Raw genomic sequence first — 20,301 nt, 5'->3', positions numbered from 1 at the left:
CCGCCAGGCCTTCTGGTATTATCGTGCGTTTTCAAGGATCAACCGCCGTGACCACACGCATCAAAATTTGCGGCATTACTCGGCTCGAGGACGCACTGGCTGCGATTCGCTTCGGCGCCCATGCGCTGGGTTTCGTGTTTTATGCCAAGAGTCCGCGTTTTGTCACGCCCGAGGTCGCGGCCGGTATTATTGCGGACCTGCCGCCGTTCGTGACTACGACGGCGCTCTTTGTTGATGCGCCGGCCGAGTACGTGGAACAGGTTGTGGCTCGCACCGGTGTCGATCTGCTGCAGTTTCATGGCAGCGAGACTGCCGCGTTTTGCCGAGGATTCAGCCGGCCCTATATCAAGGCGCTGCGCATGAAGCCAGGGCTGGATATCGCGGCTGTCATGCAGGCGTATCCTGAAGCCCGAGGTATCTTGCTGGATGCCTACCGTGCCGGCGTGCCGGGCGGGACGGGGGAGGCCTTTGACTGGGACCGAATCCCCGAGTCGCTGCGCCCGCAGATCATCCTGGCGGGCGGGTTGTACCCTGAGACTATTCGATCTGCCATCGAGCAGGTCAACCCCTTTGCTGTAGACGTCAGTGGCGGCGTTGAGGCAGCGAAGGGAATCAAAGATCACAATAAGCTGAAACAGTTTATCGAAGAGGTGGCACGTGCCGACAAAAGCTGAACTGGCTGCACTGATGCAGTTACCGGACGACCGCGGACATTTCGGTCCCTATGGCGGTCGGTTTGTATCCGAAACGCTGATCGGGGCGCTCCAGGATCTTGAGAGCACCTATGAGTCGCTGCGTCAGGACCCGGAGTTTCAGGCAGAGTTCGACAAGGACCTGGCGCATTACGTGGGCCGTCCATCACCGCTGTACCACGCCGAGCGCCTGTCGCGGGAGAACGGCGGAGCCCAGATCTATCTCAAGCGCGAAGACCTGAACCATACCGGCGCTCACAAGGTGAACAACACCATCGGCCAGGCCCTGATCGCCAAGAAAATGGGCAAGCCGCGTGTTATCGCCGAAACCGGGGCGGGCCAGCACGGAGTAGCCTCGGCAACGGTCGCTGCGCGGCTGGGGCTTGAGTGCGTGGTGTACATGGGTATCGAGGACGTGCGCCGCCAGGCGCTGAATGTCTATCGCATGAAACTGCTGGGCGCCACCGTGGTGCCGGTAGAGTCAGGTACCCGTACCCTGAAAGACGCCATGAACGAAGCCATGCGCGACTGGGTGACCAACGTCGACAGCACCTATTACATCATCGGTACTGCCGCAGGCCCGCACCCCTATCCGAAGCTGGTGCGGGACTTCCAGTGCATCATAGGCCGCGAAGCCCGTCAGCAATGCCTGGACCAGGTCGGTCGCCTGCCGGATGCGCTGGTGGCCTGCGTGGGTGGTGGTTCCAATGCCATTGGTCTGTTCCATCCTTTCATCGAAGATACCGATGTGCGCATGTATGGCGTGGAAGCAGGCGGTTACGGCATCGAGTCCGGTCAGCACGCAGCGCCACTGTCGGCGGGGCGCCCGGGCGTACTGCACGGCAACCGTACCTACCTGATGGAGGATGACGCCGGTCAGATTCTGGGGACTCACTCGGTTTCTGCCGGTCTTGATTATCCAGGGGTTGGCCCCGAACACGCCTGGCTGAAGGATGCCGGGCGCGCCGAGTATGTCGATGCCACCGATGACGAGGCGCTGGCCGCGTTCCGTACCCTCACCAAGGTTGAAGGCATCATGCCGGCGCTGGAGTCCAGTCACGCGGTGGCCTATGCCCTCAAGCTTGCCCGCACCATGCGCGAAGACCAGTTTGTCGTCGTTAACCTCTCAGGGCGTGGCGACAAGGATATTCACACCGTTGCCAGCCTCGATGGTATCGACGTCTAAGCGCACTGCTGGAGTACAGATTGACATGAGTCGTATTAAAGACTGTTTCGCCCGTCTCGACACCGCCGGGCGCAAGGCGCTGATTCCCTACGTGACCGCAGGCGACCCATCGCCCGCGGTCACCGTGCCGTTGCTGCACGCCCTGGTTGAGGCCGGTGCCGATATTCTGGAGCTGGGTGTGCCGTTTTCGGACCCCATGGCCGATGGCCCGGTGATTCAGCTGGCCTGTGAGCGTGCCCTGTCCCACGGCACCCGTATGCTGGACGTGCTGGATATGGTGACGGAGTTCCGCAAAACCGACAGCCAGACCCCGATTGTGTTGATGGGCTACCTCAATACCATTGAGGTGCTGGGCTATGCCAACTTCGCCACCCGCGCCAAGGCTGCGGGCGTTGATGGCGTTCTGACCGTGGACCTGCCACCGGAAGAGTCCGATGACTTTATCGAAGTGATGCGCCAAGCCCAGATCGATGTGATCTATCTGCTCGCGCCGACCACCGATGAATCGCGCATCAAGTCGGTATGTGAAAAGGGCAGCGGCTATATCTATTACGTGTCACTCAAGGGCGTCACCGGATCGGCTGCGCTGGATGTCACTGCGGTGGAAGAAAAGCTGGCCCAGGTGCGCCGTCACACCGACATGCCGCTGGGCGTGGGTTTCGGCATCCGTGATGATGCCTCGGCCCGTGCCGTGTCCCGGATCGCCGATGGCGTGATTGTTGGCAGTGTGCTGGTGAACCGCATTGCTGAACTTGCGACACAGCCGCAACAGATTCCCGAACAGGTCTCCCGTATTATTGCCGGCATGCGTGCCGCCATGGATGCCTGAACATCGTTGAAAAGTTTTCCCGCACAGGGGATGGAGCAATATGAGTAACTGGCTGGAAAAAATTGTCCCTTCACTGGCTCGCAACGCCGAGAGCCGTCGTTCCAACGTGCCCGAAGGACTCTGGAAGAAATGCCCCAAGTGTGAGGCGGTGCTGTATCGTCCGGAGCTGGACAAGAACCTGAGCGTGTGCCCCAAGTGCAATCACCATATGCGAGTGGGTGCCCGCAAGCGTCTGGAAATGTTCCTGGATGCCGATACGTTGCGCGAGATTGGCGCCGACGTGGAACCGGTGGACCGCCTCAAGTTCCGTGACTCCAAGAAGTACAAGGACCGCCTGTCCGCCGCCCAGAAAGAAACCGGCGAGAAAGATGCCCTGGTGGCCATGCGCGGTGAACTCGAAGGCATGCCTGTCGTGGCGGTGGCGTTCGAGTTCCGCTTCATGGGTGGTTCCATGGGGGCCGTGGTCGGTGAGCGTTTCGTGCGTGCGGCCAATGTCTGCATGGAAGAGGGCATTCCGCTGGTCTGCTTTGCGGCTTCCGGTGGTGCCCGCATGCAGGAGGCACTGACTTCCCTGATGCAAATGGCCAAGACCAGCGCGGCGCTGGAAAAAATGCGCCAGATGGGTATCCCGTATTTCTCGGTACTGACCGACCCGGTCTACGGCGGCGTCTCGGCAAGCCTTGCCATGCTGGGTGACCTGAATATCGCAGAGCCCAAGGCCCTGATCGGCTTTGCCGGCCCGCGGGTTATCGAGCAGACGGTGCGTGAAAAGCTGCCCGAAGGCTTTCAGCGCAGCGAGTTCCTGCTGGAGCACGGCCAGGTGGACATGATCATTCACCGCAAGGAACTGCGTGAGCGTATCAGTTCGCTGTTGCGCAAGCTTACGCACTACAGCGAAGCCTGATTCAGGGTATTTTGAATACGGGGTCGCGGGGTTTCCGGTCATGGACCGGACGCCCGGCGACCCCGGTTTAGCTTTTGGCGGGTAGAGACTGATGGCATCCGGTAATCCTGAGACTTTAAGTGCGTGGCTCGAACGTATCGAAGCCTGTCATCCGAGCGATATTGAGCTGGGGCTGGAGCGTGTGCGGGAGGTGGCCACGCGGCTCGCGCTGGACTTTTCCCGCAGCAAGGTAGTGACCATTGCCGGCACCAATGGCAAGGGGTCGACCCAGACCTTTCTTGACCACATGCTGCGCAATGCCGGCTATAGCACGGGCTGTTACAGTTCTCCGCATTTTTTGCGCTACAACGAGCGTGTACGCATTGATGGGGTGGAAGTCGCTGATGCGGTGCTCTGTGATGCCTTTGCGGCCATTGAGTCTGCGCGGGGCGAACTGGCTCTGACCTATTTCGAGTACGGTACCCTGGCGGCCCTGTATATCTTCTCGCAGCAGGCGCCGGAGTTTGTGCTGCTCGAAGTCGGCCTGGGCGGTCGCCTGGATGCGGTCAATATCATCGACCCTCAGGTGGCAGTGGTCACCAGCATTGCGCTGGATCATACCGACTGGCTGGGGGATACCCGCGAGCTGATCGGGCGTGAAAAAGCCGGTATTTTCCGTGCTGATACCCCGGCTGTCAGCGGCGATCCCGAACCGCCTGTTACCCTGGCCGAGGTTGCACAGGAACTGGGTGCGCAGCTCTACCAGGTGGGTGACAGCTTTGAGTATCAGGCGCAGGCCTCGTGCTGGCACTGGCAGGGGCGTGACCTGAGCGGCAGTGCGGTTGCACTGGCTGACTTGCCGTTACCCGGTTTGCCGCTGCCCAACGCCGCCACGGCGCTGCAGGTACTGCATCTGCTGCTGGCGCAGCCCCAGCGCGGCGCGATCGAAGCGGCACTGCGCGGTGCCAGCATGACCGGGCGCATGCAGCGCCTGATGTTGGGTGATAATGAATGCATCCTGGATGTGGCACACAACCCCCAGGCCGCGCACTATATAGCCGGGCGCCTGGCCGGCTCAAAGCCCGAGGGGCGCCTGCATGTACTGCTGGGCATGCTGAGCGACAAGGACGTCACCGGTGTGCTCAAGGCATTGCAGCCGGTGGGGCAGTGCTGGCATTTTGCCAGCCTTGGCGGTCCTCGCGGTCAAAGCGGAGCATCGCTGGCGCTGCGCATGCGGGTGCTGGACCCTAAGGCGCAGTGCGAAGCCTATCCGGATGTCACCGCGGCCCTGGCGGCGGTGCGCCTTGCGCTCAAGGCGGGGGACCGGGTATTGATTGCAGGCTCCTTCTTCACGGTGAGCGAGGCCCTTGCCGCGCTCGAACTGTCGGCCTGAAAACGCTTCCGCCGGGCTGACTAGAATGTGTTTGGATGAAAGGACAGGGCATGAATGATGGACTCCGACAGCGGTTGGTCGGCGCAGCGGCGGTACTGGTCGCAGCGCTGGTCTTTATTCCGCTGCTGTTTGACGGTGACGGCTACCGGGAGCGGCATTTGCCAAGCAATATCCCGCAAGGTCCGGAGCCCGTCGAAATAGTGACAATCGAGCCGCAGATTGCGGCACTGCCCGATACCCAGGACGTGGCGCCGGCGCAGCAGCCTCGTGAAATCGAGCCCATGCCCGAGGCCGTGGTACCGGTGCAGGATGTGCAGGCGGTGACGCCGGACCTTGCGCTTGGCAGCGATACGCCGGTGCTGGATGAACAGAATGTGCCGGTGGCCTGGACGCTGCAGCTGGCGAGCTTCAAGGACGAGGCCAATGCCAAGTCCCTGCGCAAAAAGCTGGTCGGCTCCGGTCACAAGGTGTACACCCGGCGCATCGGGGATCTGGTCAAGGTTTATGTCGGGCCGGACATTCAGCGGACCAAGCTTGAAGCCCTGCAGGCAGAGCTCAAGCAGGATTTCGACCTCAACGGCATTATCGTGCGTTTTACCACGCAGTGAGCATTGGGTTGTGTCAGACCCTCTGTTAGAATGCGCGCTGTTTAAAGGATCCGATCGGGAACATGAACTGGGCTGACTGGACCATCATCGCTATCATCGCCATTTCAGGGCTTTTCAGCCTGAAACGGGGCTTCGTCAAGGAAGCTCTGTCCCTGGCAAGCTGGGTAGCGGCCTTCATAGTCGCGCGACTCTTCACGGCTCCTCTTAGCCTGGTGTTGCAGGACTATATCGAAATGCCCTCGGCGCGGGTTGCCGTGGCCTTTGCTGTTCTTTTTCTGGCTACTCTGATCGTCGGTGCGCTGGTCAGCACGCTGATCGTGGCGCTGGTGCAGGCCACCGGGCTGAGTAGCACCGACCGTATACTCGGAATAGGTTTCGGACTTGCCCGCGGGGCTTTGCTGATTGTGGTCCTGGTAGCGCTGTTAGGCATTACCCCCGCGACTCAGGATCCCTGGTGGCACGATTCGCGTCTTATCCCTCATTTTATTCAAATGGAATCCTGGACTCGTGATCTGGCGCAGGACGTCGTGCGCGCAATTTGGAATGTTGGACGCTAGTTGAACATCCGTCACGGCAGGATTCATCAAGGCTTTTCTGAACTGGTTTGAGGTGCGTTACATGTGCGGTATTGTCGGCGTTGTTGCCAAATCCTACGTTAATCAGACGATTTTCGACGCTCTTACGGTGCTGCAGCATCGGGGCCAGGATGCGGCCGGCATGGTGACCGGTGAGGGGAACCGGTTTTTTCTGCGTAAGGATAACGGCCTTGTAAACGAGGTATTTCGCACCCGCCACATGAAGCGCCTTGCCGGCAATGCCGGTATTGGTCATGTGCGCTACCCCACGGCGGGCAGCTCCAGCTCTGCCGAAGCGCAGCCGTTCTATGTCAACTCGCCCTACGGCATTGCCCTGGCCCACAACGGCAATCTGACCAATGCCGAAGAGCTGGCCGATCAGATGTTCCGCGCGGACTTGCGTCACATCAACACCACCTCCGACTCCGAGGTGCTGCTTAACGTCTTCGCCCATGAGTTGCAGGGCCAGGGCAAGCTGCAGCCCAATGCCGACGACATGTTCAGCGCCGTCAAGCGCGTGCATGAGCGCTGCACCGGCGGTTACGCCGTGGTGGTGATGATTACCGGCTACGGCATCCTGGCCTTCCGTGACCCCAACGGCATTCGGCCGCTGTGCTACGGCAAGCGTGAAACCGAAACCGGCGAAGAGTACATGGTGTCCTCCGAAAGCGTGGCGCTGGATGTCTGTGGATTCACCCGCGTGCGCGATATCGAGCCCGGTGAAGCCATTTACATCGACATGGACGGCAACGTTAACACCCTGCAGTGCGCGCAAAACACCCGTTACGCCCCCTGCCTGTTTGAATTCGTCTACCTGGCGCGGCCGGATTCCATCATCGATGATGTCAATGTGCACATGTCTCGCATGCTGATGGGGGAGAAGCTCGCCGCCAAGGTACTGCGCGAGCGTCCGGACCACGATATCGATGTGATCATCCCCATTCCCGATACCAGCCGTACTGCGGCACTGGAAATGGCCAAGACACTGAAGGTGGATTTCCGTGAAGGCTTTATCAAGAACCGCTATATTGGCCGCACCTTCATCATGCCCGGGCAGGGTGAGCGCAAGAAGTCGGTACGTCGCAAGCTGAACCCCATCGAGATGGAGTTCCGCGACAAGGTGGTCATGCTGGTGGATGACTCCATTGTGCGCGGCACCACCTCGAAGCAGATTGTCCAGATGGCCCGCGACATGGGCGCCAAAAAAGTGTATTTCGCTTCGGCCTCGCCGGCGGTACGCTTCCCCAACGTCTACGGCATCGACATGCCGGCGGCCACCGAGCTGATCGCCCATGGCCGTACCGAAGAGGAAGTGGGCGAGTATATCGGTACCGACTGGATGCTGTTCCAGGACCTGGGTGACCTCAAGGATTGCGTCAGCGCCGGTAACCCGGACATCCGGGAGTTCGATACCTGTGTCTTTGACGGCAAGTATGTCACCGGCGATGTGGACGGCGATTACCTGGCGCGGCTCGAGGCCAAGCGCAATGACGCGGCCATGCTGGATGACAATACCGACACCGAAAGCAACGAGTCGGCCGATCTGCACACCAAAATCGAATAACAGAGGACATCGCGCAGCATGAAAAAATTCGAGCGCGAAGAACGCATCCAGTTTGATGCGACCGGTTACGAGTTTGCCACCCTGGCGGTGCGCTCCGGACAGCAGCGTACGGATGAGGGCGAGCATGGAGATCCGATTTTCACGACCTCCAGCTTCGTCTATTCCAGTGCCCGCGAGGCGGCGGCCAGGTTCGGCGGCGAGGAAGAGGGCAATATCTACTCCCGCTTCACCAACCCCACGGTACAGGCGTTCGAGCGGCGCATCGCCGCGCTCGAAGGCGCCGAGCGCGCCGTCGCCACATCATCGGGCATGGCGGCGATCCTGAGCACCGTGCTGTCGCTGCTCAAGGCCGGTGATCATGTGGTCTGTTCGCGCAGCGTGTTCGGCTCCATCGTGTCGTTGTTCGACAAGTACCTGAGCCGTGCCGGTATCGAAACCACCTACGTGGACCCGACCGACAATGACGACTGGCGCGGGGCCATCCGCCCGCAGACGCGGCTGTTTTTCCTGGAGTCGCCGTCCAATCCGCTGGCTCAGCTGGCCGATATTCCGGCCGTGTCCGCAATCGCGCACGAGCACGAGATTCTGGTGGCGGTGGACAACTGCTTCTGTACGCCGGCGCTGCAGCAGCCGCTGGCGCTGGGCGCTGACATCGTGATTCATTCCGCGACCAAGTTCCTGGATGGCCAGGGGCGCTGTGTGGGTGGCGCCGTGGCAGGGCCGGGCCGCCTGATGGAAGAGGTGTTCGGCTTTATCCGCACCGGTGGCGCCTGCATGAGCCCGTTCAATGCCTGGGTATTCATGAAGGGCCTGGAAACACTCAGGCTGCGTATGGACGCCCACTGCGCTAGCGCACTGCAGCTGGCGCAGTGGCTGGACGCACAGCCTGAAATCGACAAGGTGTATTACGCCGGTTTGCCGGATCACCCGCAGCACGAACTGGCCAAGCGCCAGCAGCGCGCTTTCGGCGCGGTAGTGTCGTTTGAGGTGAAGGGTGACCGTGAGGCCGCCTGGCGCTTTGTCGATGCCACGCGCATGCTGTCGATCACCGGCAACCTGGGCGATACCAAGAGCACCATCACCCATCCGGGTACGACCACCCATGGTCGCATGACGCCAGAGGACCGGGCCCGTGCGGGCATCCGGGACAACCTGATTCGGGTGTCGGTCGGCCTGGAAGACGTGGCTGATATCCAGGCGGATCTGCAGCTGGGCCTCGCGGCGCTCTGACCGGCGGTTGTTTCAGGCGTCCTGACTGCAAAACTGTGCCTGCACAAGGTGCAGTGCGCCGCCGGGGCGCAATTGGCTGCTTTTCAGGCTGAACAGGTCGCAATCGAAACAGAATGCCTGGCCGTAAAAGCGTGCCGCGACGTGCTCCAGCACGCTGCTCAGGCGGTTCCCCCGGCAGCGTCCCAGGGTGATGTGGGGGATGAAACGGCGTTGCTGCAATGGAATGCCGGCGCCGCGCAGTTGCCGGCCAATCTGTCGTTGCAGCTGTGCCAGCGCGGGTTGCGGATCAACGCCCAGCCAGATCACGCCGGAGGCGAACTGGCCGACGCCTTCACAGCGAATGCTCAGCGGCTCGAACTCGACGCACTCCAGGGCACTGTAGATGGCTTCAAGCCGGGGAGCGGGCTGCTCGCCCAGAAACTGCAACGTGATATGCAGGCGCTCAGGGGCGGCCCAGTGCAGGTGCCGTACCGGTTGTTGCAGCCGGGCGATGGCATCCTGCAGCGAGTCGGGCAGGTCGATGGCCACGAATAGTCGCATAGTTCCTCCCTTAATTCCGATCACCGTATAATATGCGGTTTTCCACTGTTTAGATGATCGATACGTGAAAATCATACTGGCACCGATGGAAGGCGTGGTTGATTACCTGATGCGCGATGTACTGACCCGCATTGGCGGTATTGACCTGTGCGTCACCGAATTTGTACGCGTCAGTCAGAACCTGTTGCCGGATTCCGTGTTCTATCGCCTGGCGCCGGAATTGCTGCGTGGCGGCACCACCCCCAGTGGGGTGCCGGTCATCGTGCAGTTGCTGGGCAGTGATCCCGAGTTGATGGCCGCCAATGCCGCACGCGCTGCGGCTCTGGGCGCGCCCGGTATCGACCTGAATTTCGGCTGCCCGGCCAAGACCGTCAATCGCAACCGCGGCGGCGCCGTGCTGCTGGACACCCCCATGGATGTGCACAGCATCGTGGCGGCGGTGCGCCGGGCAGTACCGGCAGATATCCCGGTCACGGCCAAGATGCGTCTGGGGTACAGCGACAAGGCGCTGGCGCTGGACAATGCCCAGGCGATTTTCGAGGCCGGCGCCGATGGATTGGCGGTGCATGCCCGTACCAAGGTGGAGGGCTACCGCCCGCCGGCCTACTGGGAGTATATCGCCCAGATTCGCGAGGCGATTCCCATCCCCGTAACCGCCAACGGCGAGGTCTGGAGCTGGGATGACTACCAGCGTTGTCGCGAGGTCAGTGGGTGTCGTGATGTCATGATCGGGCGCGGGCTGATCTCGAGGCCGGATCTTGCCCGTTCCATCAAGCGGCGTCTGCAGGGCGAGCCTGAAGCGGGTATCGACTGGTTCGAGATGCAGGGCCTATTGCTCGATTACTTTGACCAGATCGTCGCCGACAAGGTGCGCGGTTACGTGCATGGGCGTCTCAAGCAGTGGCTGCACCAGCTAAAAAGGCATTATCCGCAAGCGGAGCAGCTGTTCAGCCAGGTGAAAACGCTGCGTGATGTCGAGCCCATTCGCCAGTTGCTGATCGAGCAGCGCGCCGCCGCCTGACAGCCGGCACTAGATGCCGGTGCGCATCCGCACCGGCATGCGCCTGGCGCCCCAGTCGCCCGGTGCTGCCTCGAAATGCCCCGGCACTGCGGTGCCGCAATGGATGCATCGCCCCGCTGCGTCCAGCTTCCATTCCCCCAGCTGATACCAGTCCCGCTCGATCAGTCGCGTACCACAGCCCGGGCACCAGGTTGAGCTGCCGTCCGGGTCGTGCACGTTTCCCGTATAGACATACCGCAATCCCTGCTTCATCGCGATCTCCCGTGCCCGGGTCAGGGTCGACTGGGGGGTGCGTGTCTTGTCGAGCATTTTCCAGTCCGGATGAAAGGCGCTGAAATGCAGCGGCCTGTCAGGGCCAAGATGGTCGAAGATCCAGCGGCTCATGGCTTCAATCTCTTCGTTGCTGTCGTTTTCGTCCGGGATCAGCAGGTTGGTGATCTCAAACCACACATCCGTCTGGTGCAGGTAGAGCAGGGTGTCGAGCACCGGGGCCAGGGCTCCACCGCAAATCCGGCTGTAAAACCGCTCGGTGAAGGCCTTGAGGTCGACATTGGCGGCATCGATATGGCGGTAAAGCTCGGCCCTGGGTTGCGGGCAGATGTAGCCTGCGGTCACCGCCACGGCGCGAATGCCCTGTTCCCGGCAGGCATCGGCCACATCCATGGCGTACTCCATGAAAATGACAGGGTCGTTGTAGGTGAAGGCAATGGAGCGGCAGGCCAGGCGCAGGCAGGTCGTGGCGAGATCCTCGGGGCTGGCGCTGTCGGCCAGGGTGTCCATGTCGCGGGACTTGCTCATGTCCCAGTTCTGGCAGAATTTGCACGCCAGGTTGCAGCCGGCGGTACCGAAAGAGAGCACCGGTGTACCTGGCAGGAAGTGGTTCAGCGGCTTCTTCTCGATGGGGTCCACACAGAAGCCGCTGGAGCGACCATAGGTGTAGAGCATGATCTGGTCGTTTTCCCGGCCGCGCACGTAGCAGAGTCCGCGCTGGCCTTCGCTCAGCTTGCAAAAGCGTGGACAGACATCGCACTGAATCTTGTCGCGTTCAATACGGTGCCAGTAGCGGGTGGGAACCGGAGTGATCTGTGAAGCGGGCATGCTGATGCCTCGTACTCTGTTGCAGCGGCTGGCGCCATCCCTTGCGGTTACCTTTGGAGGGTTCTGTAAAAAGTCTAGTCAATCCGGGGTGAGACCGGGTGCCCTCTGTGCAGGGCTATAATTGAAAAGCAGGGAAAAGGGTAAAAGATCGAAGGCAGTCAAGGACGCGAAACCGAGGCAGCCCCTTGTGGCAGAGCCGCTATCAGCGGGGCTGTCGACCAGGATCAGGTTAGCGGCCGGGCCACCGCTGTTAGCGGGGGGCGGGGTATTCGCAGTCTTGCAGCAGACGCTCCATGAGCGCAGGAGGCAGCCCGTGAATGTACGACAAGCCGCCGTGAGTGGCACCTTTTATCCCGGGCGCGCGCCGGACCTGCAAGCGCAGGTGCAGCGCCTGCTTGATGATAATGCGCCGCAGGAGGCCCAGGCGGCACCGCCCAGGGCATTGATCGTGCCCCATGCCGGGCTTGTGTATTCAGGCCCGGTGGCCGCCAGCGCTTACAACCTGTTGCGTACCCATGCGCAGGCGTATGCGCGCGTGCTGCTGCTGGGGCCCAACCACCGTATGCCGCTGCGCAGCATGGCGGTCCCGAGCACGGCAGGCTTTGCCTGTCCGCTTGGCGTGATGAAGCTGGATACTGCTCGCCTGCGCGACTGGGTGGATCACGGCTGGGTGGAATATAACGACGAGGTCCACCGGCTAGAGCACTGTATCGAAGTGCAGTTGCCGTTTTTGCTCAGTGCCAATCCGCACTGGCAACTGTTGCCGGTGATCGCGGGCCAGGCTCCGAAGGAAGCCGTCGCGGAGCTGATTGGTCGGGGCCTCGACAGTGCGGATACGCTCGTCGTTGTCAGTAGCGACCTGAGCCATTACCACAGCTACGGCATCGCGCAGCGCATAGACCGGGCGACATCGCAACACATTGAACGGCTGGAGGCGGACCTGCTGCCCGATCAGGCCTGTGGCTGTGTTGCGGTCAACGGTTTGCTGAGGGCGGCAGCGCGGCGCGGATTGAGTGTGCACTGTGTTGATTTGCGCAATTCCGGCGATACGGCGGGGCCGCGGGACCGGGTCGTGGGGTACGGTGCCTATGCCTTCGCCTGACCCCTGTGCCCCGGGAGCGCGGGCAAGTGAAGCGGCAGGCAGCGTGCCGGTCGTCCCGGTTTTAACAGCGCCTTTGCGCCGGCGGTTGCTTCGGGTCGCCCGTGAAACCATTGAGCGGGGGCTTGCGGGCGAGGAGGTCTGGCTACCGTCGCTTGAGGGTATGCCAGAGCCACTGTGCGCCCTAGGTGCCAGCTTCGTGACCCTCTATTCAGTGCAGCGGCGGGAGGAGGGTCGCGTGCTGCGGGGTTGTGTCGGGTCGCTGGACGCGCGCAGGCCACTGTTGCAGGACGTGGCGCACAATGCCTATTACAGTGCCTTTCAGGATGCCCGCTTTGCGCCGCTCTGTACGAGCGAGCTTGCATCTACCGAGCTGGAGCTGTCGATACTGTCGCCCCTGGTCGAGTTGCCGTACACCGACGAGCCCGATTTGCTGCGCCAGCTGGTGGTGGCTAAGGACGGGCTTGCCATCGAATACGCAACGCACCGTGCAACCTTCCTGCCGTCCGTCTGGGAGCAGTTGCCGGATGTGAATGATTTCTGGCTTCACCTCAAGCGCAAGGCCGGGCTGGCGGCGGATTTTTGGCACCCGCAGTTGCGCTGCTGGCGCTACCGGGTACTCAAGATACGCGAAGCGGATGCGGGTAACGGGGAGCGGATGTCTTGAGCGCAATCAAACCGACAAATCTGCTGAATGCTCTGCCCGGTGCAGAACCGCACGAGCGGTTCGAGAGCCTGCTGCGACAGCCGGGCTTTCACCTGGAGCGTATTCTGTCCTGGGGGCAGGTAACGCCTGAGGGTGAATGGTACGACCAGGTGGGTAATGAATGGGTGTTGCTGCTGGCGGGGGCGGCGCGACTGCTGATCGAGGGTCAGGATGAGCTGGCGCTGCAGCCCGGCGATGCGGTACTGCTGCCGGCTCATTGTCGCCACCGCGTGAGCTGGACCGACCCCGGGCAGGCGACCGTCTGGCTGGCACTGCATTTTGATTCCGAGGGCTAGACAACCCGATGGAGGCGATGCCATGGATTCTCGCATTGAAGTGCTCAAGGCGGATATCACGCGTCTGAATGTGGATGTGGTGGTGAATGCCGCCAACGAGTCGCTGCTTGGTGGCGGCGGTGTCGACGGTGCCATCCATCGTGCCGCAGGACCCGGGTTGCTCAGTCACTGTCGTACCCTGGGTGGTTGCGCAACGGGGCAGGCCAGGCTGACGCCGGGTTTCAAGCTGCCTGCGCGCTGGATCGCGCATACGGTGGGGCCGGTATGGCACGGCGGTGATCGGGGGGAAGCGCAGTTGCTGCAAAGCTGCTACCGCAACGTGTTTGAGTGTGTGCAGGGGCTTGAGATTGAGTCGATCGCTTTTCCTGCCATCAGCTGCGGCGTTTACGCTTATCCGCCGGCACAGGCGGTGGCCATTGCGGTGCGTACGGTGCAATCGCAGCTGGCGTTGCGCGAGGCGCCGTTACGGGTGCTGTTCTGCTGTTTCGATGCGGTTATGGCGGACCTGTACCGCCAGGCGCTGAAAGCGTGAGGAGAAAGTAGCAAGGGGCAAGGGGCAAGAGGCAAGAGGCAAGGCCAAAGGGGTGGTGTGACCCCACAAAAGTGGACACGCACTTAAATCACCTGCTCAAACTCAGCGGGGCTTAACCCGTTGAGTGTCTCGTGCCGGCGAACGTTGTTGTAATACTCGTCGATGTAATAGTGCACTTCAAGCGTCAGGATCCGCCGGTCCACGGGTGGCAGGCGCTTGGTCCATTCCAGCTTCAGTTGCGCAAAAAAGCTTTCGGCGCAGGCATTGTCCCAGCAGTTTCCGCGACGTGACATGCTGATTGTCACGTGACGGTCATTGAGCCACCTCATCACGGGTTCCGAACGATACTGCGCTCCCTGATCGGAATGAAACAACAGTTTGTGACCGTCTGGGCAGCGGTACGCCCATGCGTTGTCTAGCGCCTGAACCACCAGATCGGCGTGGTTAACCGCGCCAGCGGCCCACCCCACGATGCGCCTGGAGTGAAAATCCATGACTGTCGCGAGATACAGCCAGCCATCTGTTGCCCGGATCTGTGTAATATCAGACACCCACACCCGGTTGGGCTGACTGACCGCAAACTGTCTGTTCAGTAGGTTTGGCAGCACCGGTAGTCCGGCCGCAGGCCGTCTGTGGCCAGGCTTGAGCGCTCTGCATGAGCGATAGCCGGCTTTTTGCAGCACCCGCTGAACGCGGTTAAGGCTGCAGTCATAGCCAGCATCAACCGCGCTCCGCCAGAGTTTGCGGTACCCCGGGATCCCGTGTTCCTCCTTGGCTGTGTTCAGCAAGAATGTGCTCAACGCCAGGTTCGCATGCTGCTGCGGGGACACAGCGGCGTGCAGCCAACGATAATATCCTGAGCGCGAGACATTGAGCGCGGCACAGAGCGACACCACCGGCCAGCATACCGACTGATAACGGCGGATAAACGCGAACCTTATGTCGGGTGGTCGCCCCAGTACGCTTGCGCCTTTTTTAGGATTTCGTTCTCCAGCTCCAACCGTGCGAGCTTGCGCTGCAATGCCTTGTTGTCCCGTTCCAGGTCTTTGATGCTCTTCTCCGGACCTGTGTTCTGCACGGTTGGCGTGCTTGCTGGTGCTGTTTTGCGCGTCAAGTCGCTTCTCCATCGGTAAAGAATGCGGGGATTGATGCCCAATTTAACAGCGACAGCATGCACTGTCTCTGCTGAGTCGATGGAAGCCTGTACCGCCGCACGTTTAAATTCCGGCGTGTATTGCTGATAGGACCTTTTCTTCATGGAGCCACCTTTTTCCTATGTGAAAAAAGTGTCCACTAATTCGGGGTCGTACCAGGGTAAGGCCAAAGTAGCAAGGCCAAAGTAGCAAGGCAAAGTAGCAAGAGCTGGGTATACAAGCAAAACCGGGCACGCAAGGTGCCCGGTCGTCATTGGATCCTGCAGTGATTGCCAGGATTACGCCATGCTTTCGATCTCGATCAGGCGCGGTTTCATGGCTTCGGGCACTTCGTGCACCAGGTCGACATGCAGCAGGCCCTTGTCCATGCTGGCCCTGGTGACGCGCACATGGTCGGCGAGCTGGAAGCGGCGCTCGAAGCTGCGTGCGGCAATACCCTGGTACAGGTATTTGCGCTCGTTCGAGTCCTGCTGCTTCTGGCCGACGATCACCAGGATGTCCTGTTCGCTCTTGATGCTCAGTTCCGAGTTGTCGAACCCGGCCACCGCCATGGTGATGCGGTAGTGGTTTTCGTCCAGCAATTCGATGTTGTAGGGCGGATAGGCCGGCTGGTTCTGTTCATTGCGACTGGCGTTGTCCAGCAAAGAGGCCAGGCGATCAAAGCCGATGGCGGAACGGTACAGGGGGGACAGGTCAAAATCTCTCATGGTCATATCCTCGTTGAGCAATATGTGGATACCCGCAGCGTGCGGGGAAAAGAGACGCAAACCTTCATCGAAGCGATTGCGTCTGATTTCCTATATGAGGATGGCCTGGCGGTTTTCAAGCCGCACGTGACAATTTTCTGGCGAGCCGCCAAGAAGGCGGATCAGCCGTTAAACTGTTCCGGGTCGTTGGTGATGGTGACATCGACACTGGGGCTGGGGATGCGAAAATCATACACCCGTTCCCAGTCAGAGCCGGGTTGGCGTTCCCATACGGTACCGGCATTGAACGCCAGTTTTTCCTCGAGGGTCGGGTCCATGCCGTAGAGCTTTTCCAGCGGCACGGGCGTCAGGTTGGCGACTTCGTCCTGCAGGTAGGCTTCGTCTTCGTAGCCGCTGAACAGGCGCCAGCCGGTATCGTTGAGGTGCTCCGGAACGCTTTTGTACATAAAGCGCACCGGAAGTTTTTCCTCGAAAATCATGCGTGACACCAGCGCCAGGAAGCCGCTCTTGGTCTGGCCGGTTTCATTGCCGCTCGCGCTGTCGGCGGTGCTGTCGGGAGTTGTCGTGTCGCTCATGGGGGCCTCCGGTAAAAATGCAGGCGCATTATACAGCGAATGCGTACCTGAATGCAGGCGAGTGGCTGGGCCGTTGTGGCAAGGGTGTCGTTTTTGAGGGGGCGATTGCATCGGTCTGTCTCTGCCTGCCCGGTATCAGTGCAGGATTGGCTGTCACCACCGCACATGGTACTTAAAGAGGGCGCAACCCTGTCGTTACGATGAGAAGCTGCACGGGCGTGGGAGTGTATCGCTAGGGGGCTGAATGTCCGCGAGACTGCCGAGAGCCGCAAGCAGTCAATTGTCGTTTTCGACCCAAAGCAGACATCGGGCTATGTCTGTACTCCCTATCCGCGTGCGCGAATCGCCGCAAAATAGCGCTCTTTTGCTATTGGTATGGAGGCCTGAAATGGTCCAATATCAGGTCATTATGGATTGGAGGGTTGTGGGATTTTGCGGGCGACACAACACATCAAAGTGGATGCATGTTTTCAACGGAGGAGAATGACTTTGAATTATAAATATCTATTAAATTCAGTTCTTTAACCTTTCTCTCGCTATCCTGGTATGTGCGTAAATGAACATGCGCAGTGTTGAAATGTTAGGCCTTCAATTGTGTGCTTCTTTATGTTTTCAGATTTTGTACCTGGAGCTCCTCAACCATGTTGAATGTTCTGCTGTTACTTCTGGGTGTGGCCTTGCTTACTGCTGGCGGTGAAGCATTGATTCGAGGCTCGTTGGCCGCCGCCAGACGCCTCGGCGTATCGCCATTGCTTAGTGGTCTCGTTATCGTAGGTTTCGGTACATCAGCACCGGAATTGGTGGTCTCTATTGATGCAGCAGTAAATGGTCGACCCGATATCGCTATCGGCAACGTCGTTGGCAGCAATATCGGTAATATCTTTCTGATTCTTGGGGTATGTGCATTGATCACGCCTCTGGCGGTCAAGCCGTTGGCACTGCACAGGGACGCTGTAACAGTAGTAGCGGCAAGTATACTGTTTCTGGTCTTGGTTGGTGGAAGCGCCCTGCAGCGGACGGATGCAGCAATTCTATTGTTGGCTTTGCTAGCTTACCTGTCGTGGGCTTACTTGACCGAACGCTCCAGCGTTACGCTCTCAGCAGAACTTCACATTGCTGAAGCGGAAGAGCTTTCCATAGTGCCGAAGTCGTTGTTATGGATTGTAGCCGCTGTTGTTTTCGGGTTAATGCTATTGATCGGCGGATCTCAAGTGCTGCTAACCGGTGCAGTGGGAATTGCAGAGCACTTTGGGGTTTCCGAGGCTGTTATTGGCTTGACGTTAGTGGCTGTAGGCACGTCACTTCCAGAGCTTTCGATATCGGTGATTGCTGCAATACGGCGACATGCGGATGTGGCGGTCGGCAACATTCTCGGTAGCAATATATTCAACTTGTTGGGAATTCTTGGTGTCTCCGCGCTCCTCCAGCCACTGCCCGTCCACGCTAGAATCCTACAATTTGACCAGTGGGTAATGCTAGGAGCGGCTCTACTCCTGATACTGTTCTTGTATACGGGGCGTCGCCTGAGCCGGTTGGAGGGTGGCCTATTATTGATCGGCTACGGTATTTATCTGGGGCTGAGCTTCACTGTATTTGGCGACTGATGTCGGTTGGATGTGCTTTTGCAGTCGATGTGTTCTTGTAATCAAAGAGAAGCAGCCTGCCTAATAATGGTTATTCCATTATTCCGGGGACAGTATACCTATTACCCGGCTCATCAATGTCGGCTCCGTGCCGAAAGAGACCTCTCACTATTGACCTAAACTGCTATCAAAACTCGTATGTTTCAGTCGAAATTCGTCTGGGGAAAGTTACTGGCTGTTCCCCAGCGACTTCCAGAGAGCTGACGCTGCCATCCGGGTCCCGTCAGATGCCGACGAGCACTGGGGCTATTTTCCGATCAGGCCCGGCAGGGGCGAGGCATGGATGCCGAGCCGCAGATGCGGCACAGGGATGTGACGGTTCTTCACCTTGAAGGCCGGCCGCCCGCACAATTGCTTCAGAGCGCAGTGAAAAGGTTTCTGCGGGCGCATTCTTCAAGGTAGAGAGCCTTTGCTTACTTTACTTCGGCCGTTCGAAGAAAAGTGAGTCGCCAGAAAGCGAAACAGGGATTATCCGACAGGGGTAACACTGTCTGTTTTCGACATTTTCAGGATATAGTCCCGTTGGTCGGGTTAGCGCAGCGCCCCACGGCCTTCGGCGACACCTAATCTCTGTCATGTCGGGTTACGCCCTGCGGGCTAACCCGACCTACATTGGCGGCTGTGAATTAACCGAAAGTATACCAATCTCCCGCCTCACAAATGTCCGTTCCGCGCCCAAAGTGCTCTAACCGCGCTCTCCCGGGGCGCCGAAGGCGTTGCGCCAGCGGTCGCTGCGTTGCGCATCGCGTGCGTCATAGAGGCTCATGGCGGACTCGAGGTCCAGACTGAACTCACCCTCGTTGTCTTCTGCGAGCGCTGTGAGTCGCATCGTATACCAGGCCGTGACACCGCCAGGAGGGTTGGTATCGAATTTTGGGAACGCAGGGTCGCCGCCGGCACTGCTCAGCCAGTCGTGGGCAAGGCGTGGATTGAGCGCCATGGCGCGGCCCAGGCTCACCATGTCGACAGCACCGCTTGCGAGGGCGTCAACGGCTTGCTGGCGGGTCTTGAAGCCCCCGGTTGCCATAACGGGAATGGCGGTCAGCTGTTTCGCACGGCGTGCGAACTCCAGGAAGTAGGGGCCGTTGCCAGCGGTGCCATCCGAGCTTGCCGCAGCGCCCGGAAAATAGGTTCCGCCGCTGATGTCGATCAGATCAACCGATGTCTGACCGAGCATGTGGACCAGGTCCAGCGCCTCGTCTTCCGTCAGCCCACCTTCGAGTTTGTCGGTCGAGTTGATCTTGATGGCGACCGGGAACGAAGCGCCAACGGCGTGGCGAACCGCGGCGATCACCTGGCGAAGGATGCGGAATCTCGCCTCGATGGAGCTGCCATATTCATCTGTCCGGCGATTGAACAGCGGGGACAGGAACTGGCTCAGCAGGAAGCCGTGGCCGGCATGAATTTGCACCCCGCCAAATCCTGCATCTTTTGCAATTGACGCGGTCCTGGCATAGATGGCCGGCAGTGCCTCGATGTCGGTAAGGGTCATGGCGGCGCATTGCAGCCCTTCAAGGTCCAGTGCCGAGGGGCCCCTGGGCCGGCTGACGGGCAGGTGGGAAAGGGCGCCGGCGTGTCCGAGTTGCGGCCAAAGATGGGCACCATCGGTCGATCCCCTGCGCGCCAGGGCTCGCAGCGCCTGCAGGTCTGTATCCGGCCCCAGTACCAGGTTGCCGGGTTTTTCGGGATAGCGCGGGTCCCCCTGTACCTCGCCAATCAGCGACAAGGCCGCGCCACCTTGTGCCCAGCGCTCATAGAGCCGTGCCTGCGCCTGGGTCGCATTGCCCTTGCCGTCACCCAGGGAGTCCGACATGGCCGATTTGGTCAGCCGGTTTTTGAGAACCACACCGCAGGGAAGTTCAAGCGCGCGGCCCAGCACATCCTGCGGGCCTGGGAGTTCATGTTGGGTGCTTGGCTTTGTCACAGGTTCATCCATCGTCATATCTCGATAGTTGATTATTTGAAAGCCG

General features: G+C 60.1%; 21 protein-coding genes. 15 read left to right on the top strand and 6 right to left on the bottom strand.

Going from position 1 to position 20,301, the window contains the following annotated elements:
• The first annotated feature begins 47 nt into the window (after nucleotides 1–47).
• The 9 genes from KDW95_RS06325 to KDW95_RS06285 all read left to right on the top strand — a co-directional run bounded on the left by KDW95_RS06325 (nucleotide 48) and on the right by KDW95_RS06285 (nucleotide 8,960).
• Nucleotides 48–674, top strand: coding sequence for a phosphoribosylanthranilate isomerase (locus KDW95_RS06325; protein ID WP_255855439.1), 627 nt, complete (start codon nucleotides 48–50; stop codon nucleotides 672–674).
• Nucleotides 658–1,878 (top strand): tryptophan synthase subunit beta, encoded by a 1,221-nt coding sequence (trpB, locus tag KDW95_RS06320; RefSeq protein WP_255855438.1) that lies wholly within the window; start codon nucleotides 658–660, stop codon nucleotides 1,876–1,878. The genes KDW95_RS06325 and trpB overlap by 17 nt, the downstream gene beginning before the upstream one ends.
• Before the next feature lie 25 nt (nucleotides 1,879–1,903).
• A complete protein-coding gene (trpA, locus tag KDW95_RS06315; protein WP_255855437.1) occupies nucleotides 1,904–2,707 on the top strand; it encodes a tryptophan synthase subunit alpha in 804 nt (267 codons plus the stop codon).
• A 40-nt stretch (nucleotides 2,708–2,747) separates the two neighbouring features.
• Entirely contained in the window at nucleotides 2,748–3,611 is an 864-nt protein-coding gene (accD, locus tag KDW95_RS06310) for an acetyl-CoA carboxylase, carboxyltransferase subunit beta (RefSeq protein ID WP_255855436.1), read from the top strand.
• 91 nt (nucleotides 3,612–3,702) lie between these two features.
• Nucleotides 3,703–4,983, top strand: a complete 1,281-nt coding sequence (gene folC / locus KDW95_RS06305) for a bifunctional tetrahydrofolate synthase/dihydrofolate synthase (RefSeq protein ID WP_255855435.1) — start codon at nucleotides 3,703–3,705, stop codon at nucleotides 4,981–4,983.
• A 50-nt stretch (nucleotides 4,984–5,033) separates the two neighbouring features.
• On the top strand, nucleotides 5,034–5,591 hold the full coding sequence (locus KDW95_RS06300) for an SPOR domain-containing protein (RefSeq protein ID WP_255855434.1): 558 nt from the start codon (nucleotides 5,034–5,036) through the stop codon (nucleotides 5,589–5,591).
• A 62-nt stretch (nucleotides 5,592–5,653) separates the two neighbouring features.
• On the top strand, nucleotides 5,654–6,148 hold the full coding sequence (locus KDW95_RS06295) for a CvpA family protein (RefSeq protein WP_255855433.1): 495 nt from the start codon (nucleotides 5,654–5,656) through the stop codon (nucleotides 6,146–6,148).
• Between the two features lie 61 nt (nucleotides 6,149–6,209).
• A complete protein-coding gene (gene purF / locus KDW95_RS06290; RefSeq protein ID WP_255855432.1) occupies nucleotides 6,210–7,730 on the top strand; it encodes an amidophosphoribosyltransferase in 1,521 nt (506 codons plus the stop codon).
• 18 nt (nucleotides 7,731–7,748) lie between these two features.
• Nucleotides 7,749–8,960 (top strand): O-succinylhomoserine sulfhydrylase, encoded by a 1,212-nt coding sequence (locus KDW95_RS06285; RefSeq protein ID WP_255855431.1) that lies wholly within the window; start codon nucleotides 7,749–7,751, stop codon nucleotides 8,958–8,960.
• A 12-nt stretch (nucleotides 8,961–8,972) separates the two neighbouring features.
• Here KDW95_RS06285 and thpR read toward each other — a convergent pair whose 3' ends face one another.
• Nucleotides 8,973–9,500 carry an RNA 2',3'-cyclic phosphodiesterase gene (thpR, locus tag KDW95_RS06280; protein ID WP_255855430.1) on the bottom strand — a complete coding sequence of 176 codons (528 nt, stop codon included), beginning with the start codon at nucleotides 9,498–9,500 and terminating at the stop codon, nucleotides 8,973–8,975.
• A 64-nt stretch (nucleotides 9,501–9,564) separates the two neighbouring features.
• Between thpR and KDW95_RS06275 the strand changes: the two genes are divergently transcribed.
• On the top strand, nucleotides 9,565–10,521 hold the full coding sequence (locus KDW95_RS06275; RefSeq protein WP_255855429.1) for a tRNA dihydrouridine synthase: 957 nt from the start codon (nucleotides 9,565–9,567) through the stop codon (nucleotides 10,519–10,521).
• A 9-nt stretch (nucleotides 10,522–10,530) separates the two neighbouring features.
• On the opposite strand, the gene amrS is transcribed toward KDW95_RS06275, so the two are convergent.
• Nucleotides 10,531–11,619 (bottom strand): AmmeMemoRadiSam system radical SAM enzyme, encoded by a 1,089-nt coding sequence (gene amrS / locus KDW95_RS06270; RefSeq protein ID WP_255855428.1) that lies wholly within the window; start codon nucleotides 11,617–11,619, stop codon nucleotides 10,531–10,533.
• 313 nt (nucleotides 11,620–11,932) lie between these two features.
• Between amrS and amrB the strand changes: the two genes are divergently transcribed.
• Genes amrB through KDW95_RS06250 form a run of 4 tightly spaced genes read left to right on the top strand, consistent with a single transcriptional unit; the run spans nucleotide 11,933 to nucleotide 14,252 of the window.
• Nucleotides 11,933–12,721, top strand: coding sequence for an AmmeMemoRadiSam system protein B (amrB, locus tag KDW95_RS06265; RefSeq protein ID WP_255855427.1), 789 nt, complete (start codon nucleotides 11,933–11,935; stop codon nucleotides 12,719–12,721).
• The gene (gene amrA / locus KDW95_RS06260) at nucleotides 12,708–13,385 is read left to right on the top strand and encodes an AmmeMemoRadiSam system protein A (protein WP_255855426.1); all 678 of its coding nucleotides are present in this window, start codon (nucleotides 12,708–12,710) and stop codon (nucleotides 13,383–13,385) included. Before amrB ends, amrA begins: the two co-directional genes overlap by 14 nt.
• A complete protein-coding gene (locus KDW95_RS06255; RefSeq protein WP_255855425.1) occupies nucleotides 13,382–13,720 on the top strand; it encodes a cupin domain-containing protein in 339 nt (112 codons plus the stop codon). Before amrA ends, KDW95_RS06255 begins: the two co-directional genes overlap by 4 nt.
• 22 nt (nucleotides 13,721–13,742) lie before the next feature.
• Nucleotides 13,743–14,252 carry an O-acetyl-ADP-ribose deacetylase gene (locus KDW95_RS06250; protein WP_255855424.1) on the top strand — a complete coding sequence of 170 codons (510 nt, stop codon included), beginning with the start codon at nucleotides 13,743–13,745 and terminating at the stop codon, nucleotides 14,250–14,252.
• 83 nt (nucleotides 14,253–14,335) lie between these two features.
• On the opposite strand, the gene KDW95_RS06245 is transcribed toward KDW95_RS06250, so the two are convergent.
• From KDW95_RS06245 to KDW95_RS06235, 3 genes are all read right to left on the bottom strand, one after another.
• Nucleotides 14,336–15,510 (bottom strand): IS3 family transposase gene (locus tag KDW95_RS06245; RefSeq protein ID WP_255852861.1). Its coding sequence is split into 2 segments (ribosomal slippage): nucleotides 14,336–15,216 and nucleotides 15,216–15,510, totalling 1,176 coding nucleotides; the frame shifts between segments, so codons are not numbered across the junction.
• Between the two features lie 174 nt (nucleotides 15,511–15,684).
• Complete coding sequence (locus KDW95_RS06240; protein ID WP_255855423.1) at nucleotides 15,685–16,113, bottom strand: Hsp20 family protein; 429 nt, start codon at nucleotides 16,111–16,113, stop codon at nucleotides 15,685–15,687.
• A gap of 161 nt (nucleotides 16,114–16,274) precedes the next feature.
• On the bottom strand, nucleotides 16,275–16,688 hold the full coding sequence (locus tag KDW95_RS06235; RefSeq protein ID WP_255855422.1) for an immunity protein Imm33 domain-containing protein: 414 nt from the start codon (nucleotides 16,686–16,688) through the stop codon (nucleotides 16,275–16,277).
• A 641-nt stretch (nucleotides 16,689–17,329) separates the two neighbouring features.
• Here KDW95_RS06235 and KDW95_RS06230 point away from each other — a divergent pair.
• Entirely contained in the window at nucleotides 17,330–18,292 is a 963-nt protein-coding gene (locus KDW95_RS06230) for a calcium/sodium antiporter (protein WP_255855421.1), read from the top strand.
• 724 nt (nucleotides 18,293–19,016) lie between these two features.
• Here the strand turns inward: KDW95_RS06230 and KDW95_RS06225 are convergent.
• Nucleotides 19,017–20,255, bottom strand: coding sequence for an NADH:flavin oxidoreductase/NADH oxidase family protein (locus tag KDW95_RS06225; protein WP_255855420.1), 1,239 nt, complete (start codon nucleotides 20,253–20,255; stop codon nucleotides 19,017–19,019).
• Nucleotides 20,256–20,301 lie beyond the last annotated feature (46 nt).

This window comes from Marinobacterium rhizophilum (genome assembly GCF_024397915.1).
Classification (GTDB): Bacteria; Pseudomonadota; Gammaproteobacteria; order Pseudomonadales; family Balneatricaceae; genus Marinobacterium_A; species Marinobacterium_A rhizophilum_A.
Note: the sequence above shows the minus strand (reverse complement) of the source record. Positions and strands in the feature narration are given on the sequence as shown.

Excerpts from the sequence above, each read along its gene's own strand:
- trpA (WP_255855437.1), top strand. The coding sequence starts at position 1,904 with ATGAGTCGTATTAAAGACTGTTTCGCCCGTCTCGACACCGCCGGGCGC.
- accD (WP_255855436.1), top strand. The coding sequence starts at position 2,748 with ATGAGTAACTGGCTGGAAAAAATTGTCCCTTCACTGGCTCGCAACGCC.
- folC (WP_255855435.1), top strand. The coding sequence starts at position 3,703 with ATGGCATCCGGTAATCCTGAGACTTTAAGTGCGTGGCTCGAACGTATC.
- KDW95_RS06300 (WP_255855434.1), top strand. The coding sequence starts at position 5,034 with ATGAATGATGGACTCCGACAGCGGTTGGTCGGCGCAGCGGCGGTACTG.
- KDW95_RS06295 (WP_255855433.1), top strand. The coding sequence starts at position 5,654 with ATGAACTGGGCTGACTGGACCATCATCGCTATCATCGCCATTTCAGGG.
- purF (WP_255855432.1), top strand. The coding sequence starts at position 6,210 with ATGTGCGGTATTGTCGGCGTTGTTGCCAAATCCTACGTTAATCAGACG.
- KDW95_RS06285 (WP_255855431.1), top strand. The coding sequence starts at position 7,749 with ATGAAAAAATTCGAGCGCGAAGAACGCATCCAGTTTGATGCGACCGGT.
- thpR (WP_255855430.1), bottom strand. The coding sequence starts at position 9,500 with ATGCGACTATTCGTGGCCATCGACCTGCCCGACTCGCTGCAGGATGCC.
- amrS (WP_255855428.1), bottom strand. The coding sequence starts at position 11,619 with ATGCCCGCTTCACAGATCACTCCGGTTCCCACCCGCTACTGGCACCGT.
- amrA (WP_255855426.1), top strand. The coding sequence starts at position 12,708 with ATGCCTTCGCCTGACCCCTGTGCCCCGGGAGCGCGGGCAAGTGAAGCG.
- KDW95_RS06250 (WP_255855424.1), top strand. The coding sequence starts at position 13,743 with ATGGATTCTCGCATTGAAGTGCTCAAGGCGGATATCACGCGTCTGAAT.
- KDW95_RS06240 (WP_255855423.1), bottom strand. The coding sequence starts at position 16,113 with ATGAGAGATTTTGACCTGTCCCCCCTGTACCGTTCCGCCATCGGCTTT.
- KDW95_RS06235 (WP_255855422.1), bottom strand. The coding sequence starts at position 16,688 with ATGAGCGACACGACAACTCCCGACAGCACCGCCGACAGCGCGAGCGGC.
- KDW95_RS06230 (WP_255855421.1), top strand. The coding sequence starts at position 17,330 with ATGTTGAATGTTCTGCTGTTACTTCTGGGTGTGGCCTTGCTTACTGCT.